The sequence below is a fragment of the Acinetobacter sp. SM1B genome (assembly GCF_003289665.1).
GTDB classification, from domain to species: domain Bacteria; phylum Pseudomonadota; class Gammaproteobacteria; order Pseudomonadales; family Moraxellaceae; genus Acinetobacter; species Acinetobacter schindleri.
On sequence record NZ_QMBM01000001.1, the window covers coordinates 366,409 to 387,975 of the forward strand.

At 41.7% G+C, this 21,567-nt stretch carries 21 protein-coding genes; 9 read left to right on the forward strand and 12 right to left on the reverse strand.

Annotation, left to right across the window (positions count from 1 at the left end):
• Positions 1–153: 153 nt before the first annotated feature.
• On the forward strand, positions 154–1,770 hold the full coding sequence (locus C8322_RS01845; protein WP_111810314.1) for a Na/Pi cotransporter family protein: 1,617 nt from the start codon (positions 154–156) through the stop codon (positions 1,768–1,770).
• Here C8322_RS01845 and C8322_RS01850 read toward each other — a convergent pair.
• Entirely contained in the window at positions 1,733–3,115 is a 1,383-nt protein-coding gene (locus C8322_RS01850; RefSeq protein WP_111810315.1) for a dihydrolipoyl dehydrogenase, read from the reverse strand. The genes C8322_RS01845 and C8322_RS01850 overlap by 38 nt on opposite strands.
• A 170-nt stretch (positions 3,116–3,285) precedes the next feature.
• Between C8322_RS01850 and C8322_RS01855 the strand changes: the two genes are divergently transcribed.
• A complete protein-coding gene (locus C8322_RS01855) occupies positions 3,286–7,719 on the forward strand; it encodes a hypothetical protein (RefSeq protein WP_111810316.1) in 4,434 nt (1,477 codons plus the stop codon).
• Positions 7,720–7,874: 155 nt separating this feature from the next.
• Here the strand turns inward: C8322_RS01855 and C8322_RS01860 are convergent, their stop codons facing one another.
• Together C8322_RS01860 and C8322_RS01865 are read right to left on the reverse strand one after the other, a co-directional pair.
• Positions 7,875–8,297 carry a beta-lactamase hydrolase domain-containing protein gene (locus C8322_RS01860; RefSeq protein ID WP_111810317.1) on the reverse strand — a complete coding sequence of 141 codons (423 nt, stop codon included), beginning with the start codon at positions 8,295–8,297 and terminating at the stop codon, positions 7,875–7,877.
• Positions 8,290–8,625, reverse strand: a complete 336-nt coding sequence (locus C8322_RS01865) for a TIGR01244 family sulfur transferase (RefSeq protein ID WP_004816001.1) — start codon at positions 8,623–8,625, stop codon at positions 8,290–8,292. The genes C8322_RS01860 and C8322_RS01865 overlap by 8 nt, the downstream gene beginning before the upstream one ends.
• A gap of 124 nt (positions 8,626–8,749) precedes the next feature.
• On the opposite strand from C8322_RS01865, the gene C8322_RS01870 reads away from it, so the two are divergent.
• The 3 genes from C8322_RS01870 (at position 8,750) to C8322_RS01880 (ending at position 10,515) form a co-directional block, all read left to right on the forward strand.
• Entirely contained in the window at positions 8,750–9,646 is an 897-nt protein-coding gene (locus C8322_RS01870; RefSeq protein ID WP_004816002.1) for an alpha/beta hydrolase, read from the forward strand.
• Positions 9,647–10,078: a thioredoxin TrxC gene (trxC, locus tag C8322_RS01875; protein WP_004816003.1), complete on the forward strand. Its 432-nt coding sequence runs from the start codon at positions 9,647–9,649 to the stop codon at positions 10,076–10,078.
• Between the two features lie 74 nt (positions 10,079–10,152).
• Complete coding sequence (locus tag C8322_RS01880) at positions 10,153–10,515, forward strand: acyl-CoA thioesterase (protein ID WP_221415591.1); 363 nt, start codon at positions 10,153–10,155, stop codon at positions 10,513–10,515.
• Positions 10,516–10,732: 217 nt separating this feature from the next.
• On the opposite strand, the gene C8322_RS01885 is transcribed toward C8322_RS01880, so the two are convergent.
• Complete coding sequence (locus C8322_RS01885) at positions 10,733–11,245, reverse strand: DUF4442 domain-containing protein (protein ID WP_004816005.1); 513 nt, start codon at positions 11,243–11,245, stop codon at positions 10,733–10,735.
• Positions 11,246–11,272: 27 nt separating this feature from the next.
• Positions 11,273–11,761 carry a YajQ family cyclic di-GMP-binding protein gene (locus C8322_RS01890; protein ID WP_004816006.1) on the reverse strand — a complete coding sequence of 163 codons (489 nt, stop codon included), beginning with the start codon at positions 11,759–11,761 and terminating at the stop codon, positions 11,273–11,275.
• Between the two features lie 91 nt (positions 11,762–11,852).
• Here C8322_RS01890 and C8322_RS01895 point away from each other — a divergent pair, with 91 nt between their 5' ends.
• Positions 11,853–12,167: a rhodanese-like domain-containing protein gene (locus C8322_RS01895; protein WP_004816007.1), complete on the forward strand. Its 315-nt coding sequence runs from the start codon at positions 11,853–11,855 to the stop codon at positions 12,165–12,167.
• Between the two features lie 179 nt (positions 12,168–12,346).
• On the opposite strand, the gene C8322_RS01900 is transcribed toward C8322_RS01895, so the two are convergent.
• From C8322_RS01900 to C8322_RS01915, 4 genes are read right to left on the reverse strand one after another with little or no spacing between them, the layout of a single operon-like run.
• Positions 12,347–14,245, reverse strand: coding sequence for a bifunctional tRNA (5-methylaminomethyl-2-thiouridine)(34)-methyltransferase MnmD/FAD-dependent 5-carboxymethylaminomethyl-2-thiouridine(34) oxidoreductase MnmC (locus C8322_RS01900; RefSeq protein ID WP_004816008.1), 1,899 nt, complete (start codon positions 14,243–14,245; stop codon positions 12,347–12,349).
• Positions 14,246–14,284: 39 nt separating this feature from the next.
• Positions 14,285–14,809 carry a hypothetical protein gene (locus C8322_RS01905; RefSeq protein ID WP_004816010.1) on the reverse strand — a complete coding sequence of 175 codons (525 nt, stop codon included), beginning with the start codon at positions 14,807–14,809 and terminating at the stop codon, positions 14,285–14,287.
• 5 nt (positions 14,810–14,814) lie between these two features.
• Positions 14,815–15,117, reverse strand: coding sequence for a YciI family protein (locus C8322_RS01910; protein ID WP_004816011.1), 303 nt, complete (start codon positions 15,115–15,117; stop codon positions 14,815–14,817).
• A 28-nt stretch (positions 15,118–15,145) separates the two neighbouring features.
• Positions 15,146–15,757, reverse strand: coding sequence for a septation protein IspZ (locus C8322_RS01915; protein ID WP_004816013.1), 612 nt, complete (start codon positions 15,755–15,757; stop codon positions 15,146–15,148).
• Between the two features lie 44 nt (positions 15,758–15,801).
• On the opposite strand from C8322_RS01915, the gene C8322_RS01920 reads away from it, so the two are divergent.
• Complete coding sequence (locus tag C8322_RS01920; protein WP_004816015.1) at positions 15,802–16,653, forward strand: PHP domain-containing protein; 852 nt, start codon at positions 15,802–15,804, stop codon at positions 16,651–16,653.
• Between the two features lie 6 nt (positions 16,654–16,659).
• On the opposite strand, the gene C8322_RS01925 is transcribed toward C8322_RS01920, so the two are convergent.
• The 3 genes from C8322_RS01925 to radC all read right to left on the reverse strand — a co-directional run bounded on the left by C8322_RS01925 (position 16,660) and on the right by radC (position 19,447).
• Positions 16,660–17,688 (reverse strand): hypothetical protein, encoded by a 1,029-nt coding sequence (locus C8322_RS01925; RefSeq protein ID WP_004816018.1) that lies wholly within the window; start codon positions 17,686–17,688, stop codon positions 16,660–16,662.
• 80 nt (positions 17,689–17,768) lie between these two features.
• A complete protein-coding gene (locus C8322_RS01930) occupies positions 17,769–18,680 on the reverse strand; it encodes a bestrophin family protein (protein WP_004816019.1) in 912 nt (303 codons plus the stop codon).
• Between the two features lie 68 nt (positions 18,681–18,748).
• Positions 18,749–19,447 carry a RadC family protein gene (gene radC / locus C8322_RS01935; protein ID WP_004816021.1) on the reverse strand — a complete coding sequence of 233 codons (699 nt, stop codon included), beginning with the start codon at positions 19,445–19,447 and terminating at the stop codon, positions 18,749–18,751.
• A gap of 113 nt (positions 19,448–19,560) precedes the next feature.
• On the opposite strand from radC, the gene coaBC reads away from it, so the two are divergent.
• Both coaBC and C8322_RS01945 read left to right on the forward strand, forming a co-directional pair.
• Positions 19,561–20,835, forward strand: a complete 1,275-nt coding sequence (coaBC, locus tag C8322_RS01940) for a bifunctional phosphopantothenoylcysteine decarboxylase/phosphopantothenate--cysteine ligase CoaBC (protein ID WP_004816022.1) — start codon at positions 19,561–19,563, stop codon at positions 20,833–20,835.
• Between the two features lie 202 nt (positions 20,836–21,037).
• Positions 21,038–21,541 (forward strand): hypothetical protein, encoded by a 504-nt coding sequence (locus tag C8322_RS01945; RefSeq protein ID WP_005223251.1) that lies wholly within the window; start codon positions 21,038–21,040, stop codon positions 21,539–21,541.
• Positions 21,542–21,567 lie beyond the last annotated feature (26 nt).

Below are 21,567 nucleotides of genomic sequence, written 5' to 3' on the forward strand. Positions count from 1 at the left end.
CTCATTATTCTAAACACCCCCTGTCAAATGACAGGGGGTGTTTTTTTATGCGTGGGAAAAATAGGTGGGTTTAAAGTATTTGATAGGCTTGGTTTAGTTTCAGCTATCGTATATAAATTATTAAAACTTAAAAAATTATAAAAAGGGATAAGTGTGTTTGATGTATTTGCACAACTTTGTGGTGGAATAGGTTTATTCCTGCTCGGCATGACCTTGATGACCGACGGCCTGAAGGATATTGCAGGTGAATCTCTGAGACAATGGTTAGGTAGATTTACGGGTTCTCCTTTAAAAGCGATGAGCTCAGGTATTATCTTTACCTTGATTGTGCAGTCTTCAACAGCGACAACACTTGCTACTATTGGTTTTGTAAGTGCAGGAATACTAACTTTTGCTCAATCTGTTGGCGTGATTATCGGTGCAAATATTGGTACCACTAGTACTGGCTGGATGGTAGCACTGCTTGGTGTCAAATTCTCGATTGGAAAATTCGCTTTACCCTTAATTGCAGCGGGTGCATTACTCAAGATCTTAGCTCAGGGTCGGCTGGCTTTGACTGGGCTTGTAATTGCGGGATTTGGTCTGATTTTCTTTGGAATTGAGTTATTGCAGGTGGCAATGTCTAGCCTGGCAAATCGTATAGATCTTTCTATATTTAGCACCCAAAACTTTTTCTCAAAATTATTATTAGTCTTGATTGGCTTGGTGATGACGGTCATTTTACAGTCATCTAGTGCCGCAATTACGACGACAATTACTGCATTGGCAAGCCAGATTATTCAGCTAGAACAGGCACTTTTGCTGGTTATTGGTCAAAATATTGGAACTGTAGCTACGGCAGTCTTGGCGGCAATTGGGGCGAATAGCAATGCACAAAGAACGGCTGCAGTACATGTGATTTTTAATCTGAGCAGTGCAACTTTTGCCTTCCTGATATTAATTCCATTTTTTCTCTGGTTATCCCACGAAGGTCACTTGCTGGCTTCCTGGGATTCTGTAGTAATTGTTGCAGCTTTTCATACGGCATTTAGTTTATGTGGGGCTGTATTATTAATGCCTTTCATCGAACAGTTTAAGCATTTTCTGACTTGGCTCATTCCTACTGATGAGGACAGTTTAATTCAGTCTCTGGATGAGTCGAGTCTTTCAGTACCCGCAGTCGCAGTTGCGAATGCTGAAAATGTCATTGAACAGATAGTATGGCAACAATATGGCTGGTTTATTGCAGCATTTAAAGATGGACAGCTGGTTGCAGCTAATCAACTCAAACAACAAGATGAACTCATTGCAAAGCTTAAACAATATTTGGCTCAAATTACCGTGTCTCAAAATACCGAAGAGCAAGCACGTTTATTGGCCTTACTCAGGAAAGTGGTCTATCTCAATGTATTCCGCAGTGATCTTGAACAATTATCCTATAGTTTGGATATCCGGACTCAGCCTGCTTTATATCAGGTTATATTGGATGTTGTTGAAATTTTTGATAATTATTGGAAGGAAGCTGCAGATGTAAAGGATTATGATAAAATTTGCATGTTACAAAATGAACTGATTCTGCTGGAACAATGGACGAAACAACATCATGCTGATCTTCGTGAAAAGATTAATCAGTATGCTTCTAGCAATCAATTGAGTGCTGCCAGAACCTTGGAATTACTCGCAGCCCATCGCTGGCTGGATCGGTTTATTTCCCATAGCCAGCGCTTTGTAAATGTATTAAGTGAAAATGAACTCAATGCTGATCAGCTAACTGACGACGCGCATGCTTGAGTGCAGTACGTAAGCCCTCTTCTAGAGTCGGATGATAGAATGGTTTTTCTAGGATCTGATCAATTGTCACTCCTTCACCAATTAACCAGGCAAGAAGATGTGCTAGATGTTCTGCCTGTGCACAAAATAGTTCTGCACCCAAAAGTTTACGCGTAGACCTGTCTACATATATTTCAGCACCACCCATATTGGTAGCTTCCACTCGCGCTCGGCCCTGTCTTTCATAAGAAATAAAACCTGTAACGAAATCAGTTTTTGCTTTTTGTAATTGCTGATAATTTTTTCCAATAATAGCCATTTCAGGCTGACTGAACACAATCGCCAAAGGGGTAAGTTTTGGAATTGCTTGTACATCTGGATAATTTAGGCAATTTTTAACGATTTTTTTACCTGCATATGCAGCTTCATGCTGAATTGGAGCATCAGGAGCTGCATCACCAATAATAAAAATTGGATAGTTAGCTAACTGTTTTGTAGAAAGATCAATTGGAAGATTTTTGATGTCTGTATATGAGGGATCAATTTTTTCCAGGTCGAGTTGATCAAGGTTGCTGCTTCTTCCAGTTGCCGTTAATACATAGTCAACCTTTAAAGTTTCTGGTTGATCATTTTGCTTAAATTTTATCTGGACTTGATCACCTTGTCGGATCATCTCATCAGGAACAGTTTTAAATTTAATCTCAAGTTCTGAACTGAGTTGCTGTTGAGCAAGTTCCTGAAGCACCGGACTTGTAAGAGAACCGACTTTTTGACTACGGGCAAATATAGTGGTCTTGACTCCTAAGCGTTGCATGGCTTGTGCAAGCTCAATGGCAATTACTCCGCTACCAATCACTGCCAGTGACTCAGGTAGGGTAGGAAGCTCAAACACTTCATTAGAGCTAAGCAGTCGCTCACCAAGTACTTCTTTTTGTTTTGAATCGATATTTGGTCGTGAGCCTACAGCCAAAATAAAACTTTTAGCTTGATAATATTGTCCATCTACTTCTACGGTTTGGGCATCTACAAATTTGGCATGACCTGAAATTTTATGTTTTGGATTCCATTGATTGACTTCTTTAAGGGTGGCTTGAGTAAAGAAATCACGTAATTCACGAACACGTGACATGACATTGGTCGGGGTAACTTCACTATCAATATTTAAAGCTAAATCATGTGCATGCTGAATCAGGTGCATACGATTGGCTGAAGCAATTAAAACTTTACTTGGCATACATCCGACGCGTGCACAGGTCGTATCCCAAGGACCAGCATTAATGATCAGAATATTATCCGTATGTTTGATTGCTTCTTTGTAGGCTGTAATGCCTGCTGTGCCTGCGCCAATGATGATGAGGTCATACATATAGTGCTTACCAATTCTCAAAACATGAATATTCATATGCATGATTTACAGTGTTTTCGATGTAAATTATGTAACTAGATTGCTTATTTATGCTATTTTGAGTAAATTTTGTATAAACGCCAAAAGACTAACTTTATGGCGATTAATTATTATATCTAGTAGGAAAAATCATGGGTTTTTTAATAAATTTGAAAAAACTAGGGGTAAATACAACTGTTTTAGCAACATCAATTTCTTTGGTTGCTTGTGGTGGTGGCGGTAGTGATGGATATTATAATAATGGTTCTTCTAGCGGTAATACGGAAGGGGGAAATACAAATGATAATAACCAGTCAGAAACAGATACGTCAAATGTAGCAACGCATTTAACTCGAGCTCTACAGAATGCGAGTGGTCAAGAAATTCAACTTGCACCAGATGATTCAAAAGTTTATTTGGCGGTCAAAGCCTTAAATGCTGACAATGGTGGTATTGCCAACAAAAATATTCGCTTAACAATTGCGACAAATAAGTTTGGCGTAACCAGCACTAACTCTTTGGTTGCAACAGGCACTAATGGTGTCGCTATTTTTGAGATTAATGTACCTGAATTGGCAGAAGCTGAAGGTTCAGTGCAAGTAACTGCTACAGTTGACGGTACTTCAGTTAGTATTCCCTACACTTTAAATATTAAGAAAAGTAGTACGATTGTCAGTGATTATAATATTAGTGTGACCCAGGGTGCAGTGATAGATATACCAGATGGTAGTGTGGATGTTATTGCGACTGTAACAGATGCAAAGGGTGGTATTAAAGCGAATCAATCTGTTACTTTAAATATGCCTGAAGCGATGCGTGGTAAATTTATTATTAGTAATGGTGCGGCTACTCAGGTTACAAATGCTGAAGGTCAAGTGAAATATACCCTTAAAGTAAGTAGTGATTTCAGATCAGATGATGTTGATGCGTTTGTTGGTAAGTCAGAGACGTTAACCTTTGTACTTGTAGATGAACATAAAGCAGAAAGGTTGGATACAGCAGACTTAACCTTCAAAGTCACATCACAACTATTATATTCAACGCTTTCAGTGATTAAGCCTGATTTGGCGGTTGCTGCGAAAAGTACAACGCCTGTAATTATTAAAGTATTAGCAAAAAACATTCAAGGTGAGCCATTAAAAGATCAAGATGTACGTCTAAATTTTGAAAAAGATGAATTGGCTTACGGTGTTAAACTGAATAATGTAACAGCCAAGACTAATGCACAAGGTGTTGCTGAGTTTTCTATTAGCACTGCAGATGTCACTCATCCGATTGCCTTATCTGAAACGGGTATTTCACTCAAAGCAACTTATGTTGATAACAGTGTTAAGGTTTCAGCAAGTACAATTGTTGGTGTCGTCACTGAAAATGTGAATGCTTCTGATCCCGAAGCTATTCAGCGTTTAGAAATTGCATCTTCATATAAAGTGAATGCAAAAAATGACTCAGTTGCTGTAACTGTTAAGGCAATTAACAATAAAGGCTTAGCAGCAACTAAAGGTAAGGTTAAACTTGACTTAAATGCTGAGGCAACATCAAATGGTGTAACATTGGATGGGGCTGCGGAAAAAGACTTGGTGAACGGGTTTGCCACTTTTAATATTAAGACTAATGCCCAAACACCTGCTGCAGTGGAAGCATTGGTAAAAGCAGGAATTAAAGCTAATTTTACGACTGATAATGGTGTAAGCAATGCTATTGCTATTACGGTTGCTAATGAAGAAGTTTCTGAAGAAGCGACGCGCTATTTAGCTATAGATCCAATCACTTCTTCGACAGATCCAAAACTAGCGGTATTTGATTATACAAAAACTCAAACTTTCACAGTTAAAGTGAAGGCAGTCGGTGTAAACGGTAGTGCACTAATTGGCGAAACTGTGTCTTTAAATATTGCAGGGTCTTTAAGTGATGAACAGTTGCAAGATTTAGGCTTGAGTCATACAGGTCAGTCTTCCAAACAGACCGGTACAGATGGATATGCAACTTTTACTATTGACTACAAGGCAAATTCATCGCCTGAGCAAGCTGCTTTAGCGATTCAAGGTGTACCGTTAGTTGCGACTTCAGCAAATGGTAAGACACAAACATTGCGTCTGAATTTCAAAGCACCTACAGAACAAGGTGTGATTGATCTTGATCACTTTACAGTTGATATGTTGGGAGATTTGACTTTAACAGTGGGTCAAGAGCAAACATTAACTGTTAATGTCACCGCAAAAGGTACAGATGGCGAATTACTTAAAAATCAGCTGATCAGTATTGGTTTAAATGATGCAGCATTAAATAATGGTGTGAGTTACGTTTCTACGCAAGCTATTCGCACAGATGAAAATGGTCATGCAAAATTTACAATTAAAGTAAAAGCGGGCAATGTTACTGAACTCACGAATCTAATTGCGAATGGTTTAACGGTAGTCGTGAAATCAACTCGTACAGATGGTTCCGCATTTACTGTTATAAAGAAAGTTGATGTTGCACAACCACCAGTCGTTTTACCAGACTTGGCTAACTTTCTGTTTACTACAATAGAAGATAAGCCATTAGATCCTATTTCTGTTCTCGGTGGTGAGACTCGCGTCAAAATTACAGCAGTTGATGAAAAGGGTAATCCTATTCCAAATACACCAATTGCAATTGCTTTATCTAGTCTCACTTCTAGTCGTGTGTCATTAAGTAATATACCAACTCAAACGAATAGTGATGGTGAAGCTGAATTTACCGTGACCGTAGCTGAGGGAGAGTATGACCCTAGTTTGATCAAAAATGGCATTATCTTTGCTGTAGTAGGTACAAACTTAAATAATGGTGACCGTTTACAGCAAACAGGTGCAATTAATATTACTGCTCCTGCAAATGCGTTAAACCCACGTTTAACCTCAGATGAAAAAACAGTGACAGCTGGGCAAACAATTAAAGTGTATGCAGCTGTTAAAGATGAAATGGGAGTTAATACTGTTACAGGTACACCGATGCGATTAAGCTTGAATAAAGAAGCCATCGATGCTGGTGTTAAGTTAAAAGCCAATGGTGTTGATATAGAGGGTGTGCTTATACCAGCAAATAGTTCAATTGAATTTGCCTTAGAGGTACCAAAAGGTATAACGACGGATATATTACAATCTATTCGAGTTACAGGTGTAATTCGAGATCCAAAGGGTAATGAAATTCCTGCTATTTTAACGTTTACAGTTGAAGATGTCGAAAACCCAAACCATCTTGAAATCAATAGTTTTAAAAACGCTTTGAATCCAGGTGATGACAGAACAGTTGTCGTTGTACGTTTACTCGATGCTTCTAATAATCCTGTACGTAATGAAGAAGTCACCTTGGCTGTACGTAAGACAAACACCACCACAGGTAAAAATGTAGGCTTTATTACTGAAGAAAATACTTCTGATGAAAATAATCATCCTTTACCAGAAAATATTGCTGAGAAATGGACTGTCAAAACTGATGAAGATGGACGAGGCTTCTTCACCCTATATATTCCAAAAGAAGGTTTTGATAAAGATGCTTTGATAGCAAGTGGTATTACCTTAGATGCAACTAATACTACGAATGGTATTGATGTGAAGCAGGTTCTTCATTTAAATGTTACAGATCCGACATCGACTACACCAAGATACAGTCTGTTCATTAAACCTAGTCAATCAACTATTAATGTTGTCGATGGAACGGCAACTGTTAGCGTCAGTTTACGTGATCAGTTTGGTGGTGCAGTGGCTAATGAATATGTTACATTGGCTTTAAAGAATTCAAACTTTAATGGGGCTTATATACAAGGTCCATCTGGGCTTGTAACTGATAATAATGGGGAAGCTACATTTAACATTAAAATTGATGAAAGTTTACGTCGTAATTATACTGAGACTGCTTTTATCAATGAAGATTTGGAGCTGAGTGCAAGTTTTTCAGGTGCTACCCAAACTTATATACTGGATGTAGTCAGAAAATCTCTTAACAATCTAGTGATTAATATTACAGATAATCATTTAGAACCTGTAGCCAATGGTAATACTTATGAGCAAACGTTAAAAGCTACAGTAAAAGATGAACTTGGAAATTTAGTAAAAGAACAGAATGTAAGCTTTGAAATTAAACCTCAAAGCTATATAAGAGGTCAAAATTTATGGGCATTAGCACCTATACCTTTCACAGACCCTCAAATAGGTGAAATGAAATGGGTATTTGCTGGTCAAAATTATTATCAAGGTAATAATATTAATAACCCTGTACTAGTCAATCAAAGCTTGCTCTGTAACTTTGCTGTAGATGTTACCCACGTCACAAATGCGAATGTAGCATTAGATGTTGTTAAGTTTAAGGCAAGTAATGATGCGACATGGACTGGGGTTACAAATAATTCAGGTGAAATTAATTTTGTAATAACTTATCCAAAAACGTATGCTCAATGGTTAAATGTACGTATTGATGCTACAGCAGAATCAAATTCGTATAGAATGTCAAATAGTTATCCTCATCTTCTACGTAACCAGCAAGGTAATGATAAGGATTTCAATGGAATTTATTCGATTAATGCAATTAGTCCATTTGGTACAAATACCTCGGAGTGTACGCCATAATAATGAAATAAAAACAGCGCTTCGGCGCTGTTTTTTTATGGGGAATTTAATTTAAAAATTAGAGCGAGGTCCCCACACTCACACCCACTGTTGGTTTCACATTCATCGAACTACAACCAACAAAACTTAAACTTAAGCAAATGATCAGTAAAACTTTATTCATGAATTAATCCTTGGTCCTTCGCCTTGTAATACAAGGCAGCAGAGCGTGTACCACTACGGCAAACCATTAAAATGGGTTTAAGTAAGTCATTATAGTATTTGGAAAATTCTTCAATGTTCTGTTGTGTAATTTTTCCGCTAATCACTGGTTGATAAATTACACTGGCATGATGGCGCTCTGCGATAGTACGAAGCTGAATAACCGATACTTCATTACTCGTTTCCTGATCTGGACGATTGACAATGACAGACTTAAAACCCTGTTTCATTAATTCTTGAAACTTAATACTATTCATTTGTCCAGCTACACTCACTGTAGGAGTTAATGGCCGGCTTAATTCTGCAGAAAAACTGAGTGTAGCAAAGCTTAGACCGAGTCCAAGCATTGCACATTTCCAGAAGAAGGGATTAGTCATCCAATAAATCCATTTGCTTTGCGATCTGGTACAGGTTATTAGAACGGTTACCAGTACGGCAGAACATCAATAAGGGTTTTGGCAGTTCGTTATAGTGATTGGCAAAAGTACGGACATCGAGTTCAGTGATCTGACCTGCAACTACAGGTTGATGCACATAATCCAGACCTGCTGCACGAGCAGCCTCTTCAATTTGTGCACTGGTTGGCTGATCCGAACCACCTTCCATATCCGGGCGGTTATTGATAATGGATTTAAAGCCTTTCTCAACTACCTGTTCGATATGTTCTGGACCAATTTGACCTGCAAAGCCTACATTTTCACTCATGATGTCACTCCATCATTTCATTTATAAAGATATGCTTTATGATAGCATTAAGCTCAAAAATGAGCAGAAAGATCTGAAATTTTTATAAACGAATACAACCATAAAATAACGCAACGGAGCGCGTATGCATGTATATACAGTTGAACCACTGTATGTCAAAAGCGGTCAAGATGTCATTGCTGCCGATTTTTATCGTCCCAAGAATATACACAAACCAGCAGTCATTTTAATGGCACATGGTCTGGCTGCCTTACGTCATTTTGAACTGGTCAAATATGCCCAACGTTTTGCAGCAGCGGGTTATGCCGTCATTTTGTTTGATTATCGCTACTGGGGTGGAAGTACCGGACGACCACGAGAACTGGTTTCAATTAAAGCCCAGCTTGAAGACTGGCGAACCATGATTGCTCACGTTAAAGCACGTAAATCCGTAGATGCTAAACGTATTGTGCTCTGGGGAACGAGTTTGAGTGGCGGATATGTACTAACACTTGCCGCAGAATCCAAAGATGTACAGGCCATTATGGTCCAAGTCCCATTTGTGGATGGTGCTGAAAGTGCCAAATTGTATCCTTTACAGCAGCTGCCTAAAGCGCTGAAAATTTCCAGTCAAGATTATATGGGCTCTAAAGTCGGGATGACGCCACGAACTTTACCCGTTGTAGCCCAGAATGAACTCTGTTTCTTACCAACACCCGATAGCTACGAAGGTTATCTGTCAATTGTTCATCCAGACCATTACTGGAGTGGGGAAATACCAGCCCGGGTGTTCTTTAAACTGATCCGCTATCGACCGATTCAGGATGTGCGTAAAATTACAGTACCGGTTCTGTTTATCGCTGCGCAACAGGATAGCCTGATTCCGATTGAGTCCAGCCGTGAAACGGTAACCAATATCGCACCATTTGCCCAATATCATGAGTGGAATATGCGACATTTCGATATATATCATGGTGAATGGTTTGAAAAAGCAATTTCGACCCAATTAGAATTCTTACATCAATATATTGGAGTTCGTTAGATGATCATTGTATGTCCGTCATGTCAGGCCAAAAACCGTGTGCCTGAAGATAAACTCACCGAGAGTCCTGCATGTGGCCAGTGTCATCAGGGCCTGATTCCACTTGCACCGATTGAACTCAATGAACAGAATTTTAGCCAGTTCGTGACTGGCAGCGATTTACCGATTCTGATTGACCTATGGGCAGACTGGTGTGGCCCATGCAAGATGATGGCTCCGCATTTTGCAACAGTAGCACAGCAGTATCCAAATGTGGTATTTGCCAAAATTGATACTGAAGCGAATCCACGACTCAGCGCTGCATTTAATGTTCGTAGTATTCCAACACTGGTTTTGATGAATAAAACTGATGAAATTGCTAGAATAAGTGGTGCGCTCAGAGCACCTCAGCTGCAACAGTGGCTGGATCAGCATCTGAATGCCAAATCCTAATACCCAGGCCTGGAGTTAACGTGTCAGATTCTCATGTAAAACCAGAGGGAGTTCTTTCCCTACAGACGATTGCAATGCCAGCAGATACCAACTGGAGCGGTGACGTATTCGGTGGATGGATTGTTTCACAAATGGACTTGGCCGGTGCGATCCATGCAGAACGTTTTTCCAAAGGACGTTGTGCGACAATTTCGATTAATCAGATGACTTTTCTGGTACCGGTAAAAGTCGGTGATGTGATCAGCTGCTATACCAAGATTCTGAAGGTGGGGAATACTTCGATTCAAATGCAGATCGAAGTGTGGGACAGTCACGATGATTCCCGTCCGCCTGTTCGTGTCACAGAAGGCGTGTTTACCTTCGTAGCGGTGGATGTCAAAGGCAATAAGCGTCCGATTCCAGATGAAGCAAAACAGAAGTTCCTTGACGCTCAGTAAACGAATTGATGAATGCAAAAAACCAGACAATTTGTCTGGTTTTTTTATTTTTGAAAATTTAAATTCTTAGGCAATGATTTTTATTGCTTATCCTGATTTTAAAGCTAAAAAATCAAATAGTTTTTAAGCTGAGACAAGGAAAACAGTCATTATCTTGATAGATGATGAGGATACTTTTAAATAATCCCCAATTTATTTAGCGTATATTCTTAAAAAATTAAGATGCGGCTTTGGTTTTAAGCTGCGATTTAGCGATCCAGGCCCACAGCATTTCACACTGAATTGGTGCTTCACCAGATTCATCTGTTATGACAACCTGCACCAATGTTTCGCCTTTATCTGTACTTTGCATCAATTGCTGCTGTTCAGCAGTCAGAGTGGCTATAGCACGCATTGCCCCCTGGGTAGGACGTTTATAATCAATTTTGATACTTTTAATAAGGACGACTGCAGAATCAGGCACGTTCATTGCGGTGACAAATCCTGTGGCTGTTTCTGCAAGCAGTGCCATGGCACAGGCATGAACCTGACCAATATGGTTCTGCATAGCCTTATGATTGGCCATGCTGACCATGACCTGATCATGACTCACCTGTTCATAGCGAATTCGGGCAGAACCGACCATCGGCACCACACGTCCAAAGGTTTTACTCAGCAGTGCAGTACGAATGCCTTGTGGAAGTCGTGAACTTGCTTTTACCAGTTTGGAGAGTTGATTGCTTTTGGCCATGGTTCTATTATCCGAAAATAGACTGTCTTAGTCTTTAAAGTTGTTGAACTGTAAAGGCACACCAAATTGCTGTTCTTTGAGGAATGCCATAATTTGTTGCAAAGTATCGCGTTTTTTATCGGTCACACGAATCTTGTCGCCTTGGATAGAAGACTGCGCTTTAATGCCACTTTCTTTAATGGCTTTATTAATTTTTTTTGCGGTATCTGAGTCAAGACCGTCTTTCAGTTTAATCACCTGGATATAGTTTTTACCTGAAGGTGCACCTTTTTGCGGATCAAGCGCCTGAATATCTACTTTACGTTTAAAGAAGTGATTTTCTAACATGCTATAAACTTGTTCACACTGAAAATCACTTTCAGTCTTGATTTTGATTTCTTTATTTTTTTCGTTCAGCTCGATTGAAACGTCCTGACCACGGAAGTCAAAACGGGTCGCAATTTCTTTTTGCGTGTTTTGAACTGCATGGTTTACTTCAAAAATTTCTAATTCAGAAACAATATCGAAAGAAGGCATAGTTTAGACCTTTACAAATGGAAAGAATATCTGAGATGCTAGGGATGTTTTCTTCATTTGCCAAGTGTTGTTTACATCAAAGGAGTGCGCAATGATCCGTAAACAAGAAATTACAACATTTGAGTTCCCAGAAGGTGCTGTAATCTGGGATGTACGTGATTCTAATGCTTTTGCTGAAGCACATATTAAGGGTGCGGTAAACCAGCCCATTAACGATCTTTCAGCAGATAGCCTTACTCAAGTGTCCACGGATCAGCCGATTTATATCCTGTGTGGTGGAGGTAGTAAAGCCCCTCGTGCTGCTGAAAAACTAGAGGGTTTCGACAGCTCTCGTGAATATGTCATCCTGATGGGTGGTACACGTGCTGCCCGTGATGCAGGCTTGCCGCTGGAACAGGGTGCCTGATTAAGCTTTAAAAAGAAAAAGCGCCGTCAGGCGCTTTTTTCTTGGCTATATTTCTTCAATGTTCCCCTTTGAAAAAGGTGAGCCATAGATGGCGCAAGAGGGGGATTAAATTTTTTCTATAAATCCTTCCCTTGCGGAACAGTGTTCCTCACCCTTTAATAAAGGGAGGGGCTTTAACACTAAGGTTTAAAATAAGGCTTTTGGGTTTTGATTTTCTTTTCAAAGCGTTTGACATCCAGTTTCTTCACTAGATTTGTGGATGCAGGACAAGCCTCTCCTAGAATCTGTGCAGCCAAAATTTCACTGCACAATGGAGCAAATAGAAAGCCTTTGGAACCTAAGCCAGCCAGACTATAGATTTCCTGATCTGATTTAAGTTTTCCAAGCAAGGGGAAATAATCTTTACTCTGGGCACGAACCGAAGCACGACCTTGCCATTCACTGACATCAGCCAAACTCTGTGCATACTCTGGAAATACTGAATGGATCAGTTCAAGGTTATGGATATGGTCTTCTTCCAGTACCTCTGTATCATCACGATTCAGGCAGAATGAAGCACCGAGCAGCAAATGCTGTTCATCAAACTGGATGCAGTATCCGCCGTAGCTATAGGCAATATTCGGATTGAGTGGTTGATCGCTATTTTTGAGCCAACTGACCTGTCCACGAATGGGTTTAAGTTCAGGATGCTCTTCAAGCAGCTGTGGCGTATTTAATGCGGTACAGACGATGATATGATCAAACTGTCCGAGTGAGCTATCACCATCAAATAATTCTGGACATGAGTGTGGTTCAATTCGGCTAATTTGGGCCTGGATATAGCGAATATTGCTATGTTGCAGGATTTCATCACGCAACTGATGAGGCGATACAGCTCCCGCCTGTAACAACGACAATGCTGGATATTTCGCTGTTAAAGACTGCTGATTTTGATCTGGAACTTCTAGAATACCATCAGGATACTCATCAGCCAGAGCCAACAGGTTTTCTGGATTTTTCAATGCCAGCTGCTGAACCTGAATCGCGTGAAAGGCTTTAAACTGTGCATAATGATTTAGGGCGTGTTGCCAAGCCTGGGTCATTAAATGTTCAGCGCTTTGTGCAATCGGTGACAGTTTCGGATTGAGTAGCGCTAATGGATTACCAGAACCACCGGAAAGTGGTGCTGTTTGATCGAATAGGCTGACTTGATGACCACGTAGAGCAAAAGCCCAGGCTATACTTAAACCGGCAATACCTGTACCAATGACAGCGATCTGACGTGCCTGACATTTCAACTCTTTATTGAGCGAAGTTTTTTTTTGAGTATGGTGTTCAGGAATTGCTGTTACTGGCTGTGCAAATTCAGGCGGATTCCAGATGGCTTTCAGCATTTCACGTTTATGGCCAAAGCCACGTGGACGTGAAATCGAAATACCATGATTTCTAAGACCGCGTTTCAGTATACCTGCGACACTAAAAGAGGCAAAGGTGGTGCCATAATCCGAGAGTCGAACAATATTGTTCAGGACATTCTCTTCCCACATATCCGGATTGCAGGAAGGCGCAAAACCATCAAGGAACCAGGCATGTACTGACACAGTTTTTTCAATGACTGGAAAGACATCATGTGCATCACCTAGCCATAAATCCAGAGAAAAACGTTCTTCAGGAAAACTGAGGCGATGACAGCCAGCAATTGGGAGTGGATATTGGGAAATCAGCTGATCTGCAAGGGGTTTTAGTTCCGGCCAGGCATTTAAAGCACGAATCAGATCATCTTTTGATAGAGGAAATTTTTCTACTGAAATGGCATGCAGATGGCTCCGGTTATCTGGACGAACCTGTTGCCACAGTTGCCATAAGGCCAGAATATTGAGTCCTGTACCAAAGCCCGTTTCCCCTACACAAAAATATTCAAAAGGTTTGAGATCCGTGAGCCGGGTACCGAGATCATTACCATTTAAAAACACATGGCGTGTTTCAAGCAGACCATTGTCCTTGGAAAAATAAACATCACCGAACTGTTTGGAAACTGGCACGTCAATGCCATCTACCAACTGCCAATCGAGATCGGCAGTTTGAATTGCATGAGACAAAACGGATACAACCTTGAATACGTCAGGAGAGGGAATAGCTTACCACTGACGACGGCGTTTGGTATAAACATAACTCGCAATCAGGAAGCCAAGTAGTACCCCAACTGCCAATGTCGCAGCACCGTAAAGAAACATTTGTGCACTACGTTCACTTTGTAGCACCTGCACCTGAACGCCGAGATTATCGTTTTTCAGCTGTAGTTCCTGATTCTGGGTCAATGCTTCAAGATTGGCTTTTTCCAGTTGTTGCAGACGTGTCGCCTGATCTTTGACCAAAGCCTTCACTTTGGCATCTTGCTGAGCTTTGTTCTGTGCAATATCTTCTGCAGTCAATGGCTTGGCAGCAGGATTTTGAACAAGAGGATTATTCGAAGCAGCCACTGGCATGATGCCAGGTTTATTGGCAGACAGTGTTTGCGGTGGCGTATTGGCTACCGCGGGTTGCACAGTTGCTGGTGTATTTTGCGCTGGGGCAGCAGATTCCGCTGCCGGTGTTACTTCAACTGCCCAGGCAGTTGTACAGGCAAAAGATAAACCGATTAAACTGGCAATTACAGCGTGCATGAACCTTATCCTTGTGGGAATGCTTTATTGAATGGTTTAACGTCAATATGCGCATAGACGCCTTCTTTTAAGAATGGCTCTTCCTGTAACCATTCCTCCAATGCTTCACGGCTGTCAAAGTCCACAATGATGGTGCTGCCATAAAAACCTGCTTGAGGATTACCTGGTTCTTTTGGCATCGCGCCGGCAACGATTAAACGACCTTCATCATTTAATTTTTGCAGACGTGCAAGATGTTGAGGACGAATCGCAAGGCGTTTTTCGACAGTACCTTCCTGATCGGTACAGCTGACAACAAATAATGGCATGGCAGTTCTCGATGACTTAGTCTAACTTTTATTCAGCAGTTTTAAAGTATTTGCGCAATACAATGAACTGAATAATGATAAAGGAAAACATCACGATCATGTCACCAAATGCGGTAAATTCTCCCCAATATTTTCCATCCATAAAGATATAGGCAAAGAAGCAATGCAAGAAAGACATAACTGCAAACATTGCTGCCCAAGCATAGTTGAGCTTAAACCAGCCTTTTTCAGTTAAATTAAAAACTGGTCCAAACAGACGTTGGATTAATGGTTTTTTATCTTTACTGAACCATGGTGAAAGCAGGAATACGCCAGCAAAAACCAGATTTAGCAAGACAGCTTTTAAGCGGATATAGAAATCATCACTGAGTATTAAAGTGATTCCACCGAAGATTACTGTCATAAACAATACGATCCATTGCTGTTTGTCCAGACGGAATTTCTGTGAAACAAATAACGCGCCATAGACCACTAACATGGAAATGATCAGACCTGTGGTTGCCACAAGAATATTGTTATTGTCGACACCGCCTGCGGAGCCAATCAGCTGGAGTAATGGATGGTTGGTGTCTTTAGGATCTACTGTCTTATATAAATAAAAGAAAATAATGAGTGGCACAAAGTCTAAAAGTGCTTTCATGTTAGAGTATCTAAATCTGATCAAATAAATGTCATAGTATAGAGATGCACGGCGTAGATTTACATACACACAGCAATATTTCTGATGGAACCTTAAGTCCACAGCAGCTGGTTGAGGCCGCGGCAGCGAGCTTTATCCATACGCTGGCCTTGACTGATCATGACACCATGGACGGTTTAGAACTGGCGCGTGAAGCCGCGAAAGATCACGAAATTAAGATCATTTCTGGCGTAGAAATCTCCAGTCAATGGTCACGTCCGGCCACCAAGAAGAATTATGGCGTGCATATTGTGGCGTTAGATGTTCAAAATCCTGAACCATTGCAACAGGCTTTAGAACAGCAAAAACGGATTCGCGCTGAACGCTCAAAAAAGATTTGTGATCTACTGATACCATTGATTGGACAAGATATTTATCCAGATGTAGTCGCTAAGGTTGATAATATTCCAGACCGTGTCACGCGAACCCATATTGCCAAAACACTGGTTGAAAAGGGGATCGTCACCCGTCCACAACAGGCTTTTGATAAATATATCAAGGAAGGCAAGAAAGCTTATGTGAAGTTTGATGGACTGGGACTGGAAGAAACCATTCAGGTGATTCATGCCAGTGGTGGTTTTGCAGTGCTAGCGCACCCCACCCGTTATGATCTGTCTGCGACCAACATCCGTTACCTGATAGAAATTTTTGCTAGGTTCGGTGGGGACGCCGTTGAGCTGCCACCAGCAGTTGATCCGGCTTCTACCCGGCAGATGGTAGATCGGATGATTGCTGAACATGGGCTAAAAGTATCTGTAGGCAGTGATTATCATGGGGACAATATGCCCTGGATTAAGCTCGGCCATATTCCAACAGTTAAAGACGGGCAAGTGGGCATCTGGGAAAGTTTTCGGTAACAGGCGTCAGGCTTCAATAAATGGAGACTGCTTTTGCTGCTGGATTTTTATGCCTAGAAGGCAGGCCAAAGCTAAACTCAGTAATGCCAGTTGCCAAGTTGTTGTAATCGCTGCCATCAGTAATAATGCTGCAATAAGCGTATAGTTCAGTAAATTGCGATAAAGAAAAGGATGGTTTCGGGAAATTACCGCCTGCTGGATGTCTGGATGATGTTTGAATTCTCGATAGCGTAGAAAATCGATCAAATTCGCGAGCGCCAGTTCCAGCTTGTCAAAATGTACTGCCTTGCAGGACATCCGATAGTACTTACCATAATTGGTACTCAGCTTAAGCGTATAAGTTGGAGAGTCATCTTCACGACTCGCCTGAATATGTACAATTCTTGGTAAGTCCAGCATGAGTCGACTGGGAATATGGTCGAAGTAAATCCGTCCGCGGAGCGGTGTCGCGATATAGTACTGCAAATGCTGAAAATTCTGGTCTCCATCATGTGCATACAGTTGAACAATCCAGCGTGTACGCCTCAGGTAATAGACCAGAACCTGCTGGCCGATGAGCGCATCACTTAGTTGAACATGGATATCCAGATACGACTCTGTTTTAAACACCTGATTCAAATCGACATTAAACCATTGTGGTGCTTCATGCTCATTGATCTTTAATAGCAGTTGCTGCTGTTTGCGTAGCCGGGTCGTATGAATCTGACGTTGGCCCATAATGGTGGCATCTGAGCTGCGTAAGGCTCTTTCACGGATATCCTGAGCCAGTTTCGAATCAATCAGATGTTGCTGAATCAGAAAAGGAAATTTGAAATATTGTTTCCGGTCATAGCTTAGACCAAACACCAGTATGAAACTGATGAGAAGCAGTAAAATCCAGTATTGTTCTAATCCACTAAATAAAATATCTTGCCAGGCCAATACACAGCCAAATGCGAACACGACCCCACTACAAAGTAGTAAAGCCGCTAAAGTTGCACCCAGACGCGTCACCGGTTGCGGTGTACAATGATGAATCCGTTGCTTGATAGTCATGAGATCTTATTTTTATTGTTTCAATTATTTTAATTTTGAATTGAATATATATGAGCTGCGTTCAGCTGTAATCGTACTTCTTATAATAGATTATGATCTTGGGCCTGAATAGGTGGTGGGGTTGGTTTGCCTAAAGTACCCAATAGTTCAATTTCAATGGTACGTACCATTGAATCAAGTGGTAAGTCATTGCTTTGCGTACCAAAAGGTTCTTCAATTTCTGAACTGAGCGCATCCAGTCCCAAGAAAGTATAAGCCAAAATTCCGACCAGCAGCGGTGTCACCATTCCAAGGGTCGAACCCAGACTAAATGGCAGCATAAAGCAGAAAAAATATACGGTACGATTCAGCAAGACTGAATAGGCGAAAGGTAGTGGTGTGGTGGCAATCCGATCACAACCTGTCTGTACAATACTCAACTCAGCTACATGCTGGTTCATCTGCGCATAAATGATGTCTGAAATTTCGCCTTCTTTCAGGGCCTGCATAAATTCCCATTGAATCAGACTGAGGGTGTACTGTGGGGCATTGGCCTGTTGATAGAGCTGTTGCAGGGCTTGAGGACTCATACCACTGGTCTGTACCAGTTCGGTTGGATTGGCAGTCTGATGGCGCAAACGATCGCGCAGTACATTGGCAAAGACAATTACATGCTGGATGACCCGCTCACGGCGTGCCTGCGTCAACATACGGCAGTCTCGGTCAAAATGACGTGCATTGGCAATTAGGATCCCCCAGAGTTTGCGCGCTTCCCACCAGCGTTCATAGGCGGCAGAGTTCTTGAAACCAAGGAAAATCGACAGTACTACTCCGATCAGGGTAAAACCGACTAAGGGTAATTCCGGTAAATGTAAATAATTGGTATAAGATAGCCCGCCAATAATGGCAGAAATAAGCATGACCACGCCTAGAGGCGGCAGTACCTTAGGTAAAATCGTTCCCCGCCATGAAAATAATACTTTAAAGATACTGGGTTGGTCACGTACGATCATTTATTGGAATCATCACAATTTTTTTCATGATCTTGTTGAGTTGTGTCTGCTTTGTCAAGTGCTATCGTTCAGGGTTTTACCGTATTAATGAGTTGCTGTTCTGCAAAGGAAAAACTGCCTTCCCGGGCAATGATACAGTGATCAATCAGGCGGATTTCGACCAGGTGACAGGCCTTTGCAATCTGCTGAGTGAGCTCAAGATCTGCTGCGGAAGGTCGAGGCTGACCGAGTGGATGATTATGGGCAATCACAATCGATGTTGCCTGTTGCTGAATGGCATGGCGTAGTAACTGATTAATCGAAATCTCACATGAATTAATCGAGCCATAAAACATTTTCTTAAAGCTGATTTTTCTTAACCCGGCATCCAGACACAGTACAGCAAACACTTCCTGAGTTTCTCCCAGCAGTTCAAAGCGCAGATAGTCCATAATTTTGCGGGAATGATTCAGTTCCAATGCATCTTGGCGAAGGTGCTCGGCAATATAGCGCCGTCCCAGTTCCTTAACAGCCATCAGCTGGGTAAATTTACTGACACCCATCCCGTGAAACTGGCTGATCTCTTGCAGTGGGGCATCCAAAAGAGTACTTAAATGACCAAAATGTTGAATCAGAAGTCGAGCTAGTTCCACTGCGGAATGCCGCTGGGAGCCTGAGCGCAGGAAAATTGCCAGCAATTCGGCATCGGAGAGGCTTTGTGGGCCTGACTGTAACAGGCGTTCGCGTGGACGTTCCTGTTCAGGCCAGTGTTTAATCGAAAATTGCATGTTTATTAGACTTATTTATTATTAATTATTGTTTTTCACACAAGAAGGTCTCTTGGGCATGATTCTATTTAATGCTATTGTGAGCGCCACTGCAACAGAAAGGTAGCCTGTTTGTGAGCTTCGACGTAAGTGTAATTCCTCATAAAAATATTATTTTAGCTGTGACAGGCGGTATTGCTGCCTATAAAAGTGCAATTCTGGTCCGTCGTCTGAAAGATGCCGGTTTTAATGTTCGTGTGGTCATGACTCAAGGCGCACAGGCCTTTATCACGCCGCTGACGCTCCAGGCACTGTCGGGTAATCCTGTCCATACTGAATTACTGGATCCAGAAGCTGAAGCAGGCATGGGGCATATTGAACTGGCACGCTGGGCGGACCTGTTACTGGTCGCCCCAGCAAGCTGCGATACTTTGGCCAAATTCGCTGCCGGTCTGGCCGATGATTTGCTCAGTACACTTTATCTGGCGACCAACGCACCGGTCTGGGTAGCGCCAGCCATGAATCAGCAGATGTGGGCAGCCAAGCCGACGCAACGTAACTTAGCCACTTTGATTGAAGATGGCGTGCATGTGATTATGCCGGATGCAGGTTCACAGGCCTGTGGTGATGTAGGTTTGGGCCGTATGCCGGAACCGGAAGATCTGGCACGTCAGGTAACCGAGTATTTCCATAAGGCACAACGAGCGATTGCAGAAAAATTTGGTCAGCTTGCGGGTAAGCGCGTCACGATTACAGCAGGTCCAACGCGTGAAGCGATTGACCCGGTTCGTTATATTTCCAATCACAGTACCGGAAAAATGGGTTTTGCCTTGGCGGCAGCCTGTTATGCTGCCGGTGCGGATGTAACACTGATTGCAGGACCAGTGACGCTGGATACGCCAAATGGCGTCAAACGTAAAAATGTCAGCTCAGCCGTGAAAATGCTGGATGAAAGTCTGCATATGCTAGAACAGGGCTGTGATATTTTCATTGCGACCGCTGCAGTTGCGGATTACCGCGTAGCACAAGTGGCAGAACATAAGATTAAAAAAGCCGGTGATGAGCTGAATGTCGCACTGATCAAAAATCCGGATATCGTTGCAACCATTGCTCAACAGGAAAAACGTCCATTTATGGTTGGCTTTGCCGCAGAAACACGAAATATTGAAGAATATGCAGCTGGCAAACTGGTCGCTAAAAAACTGGATATGATTGCCTGCAATGACGTTTCCCGTGCAGATATTGGCTTTGCCTCAGATGAAAATGCCATGACGGTATTCTTTGCAGAATCTTATCATATGGAAAAACGTGATCTGGAAAAGGCTTCCAAACAGGAAATTGCCCAGCAACTGGTTGAAGCCATTCATGATGCCCTACATCATGATCCTTCTAAGGATGATGATTTCTAAGTTATTTTATAAAAAAGCCCTGCATAGTCAGGGCTTTTTTATTTCTGCAGAATTGACTAAATGTTCAAAAGAAAACCAAGTATTTTGACCTTGAAAGACACTTTTGGCTATTTCGTGCCCAGTTTGAAAAAGATAAAATCACCCTATAAGAATCAGAATTTTTTTATTTTCCAGCCTCACTAATTTGAGCACTGGGGGTGGTATGAAAAGAATAAGTCTATTGTTTCTGACCTTGCTATTGTTTTCCTGCAGTTACTTTGTCTCTATTGATGAACTGTCGCGCAATATTCAGTCTCAGATGCAACGTGAATTTAATTCCAGTTTGGATTATCGCCATTACCGGTTAAAAGTCATGGATGTAAAAATCATGGAACGTTCTGGTGATCATTTTCAGGCCATTTCCCAGATACAGTATCAGGGCCAATCTTTTCCAGTTAAGGTCTCTATCCAGAAGGTGGAGCAGGGTTATAGCTGGCAGCTGGAAGATGATGCTTTTGCCTTTATTGATGAAGTTGAAATTCAGCGTTATGAACAGCAGTTACAGCAGGAACTGGCTATGATTTCTGCAGAATTCGAACAAGATGAAGGCTTTGGGAACGAGAAGGTCAATGAGATCACTGAGGCTGCAACGCGGGAATCCAGGACAACATCACAGCGGGTTGAAGAACCCATTCCTGTGGGAAATATTACCGCTTATACCCAATAAATTCTCTAGTCAAAAAACCTTAATTT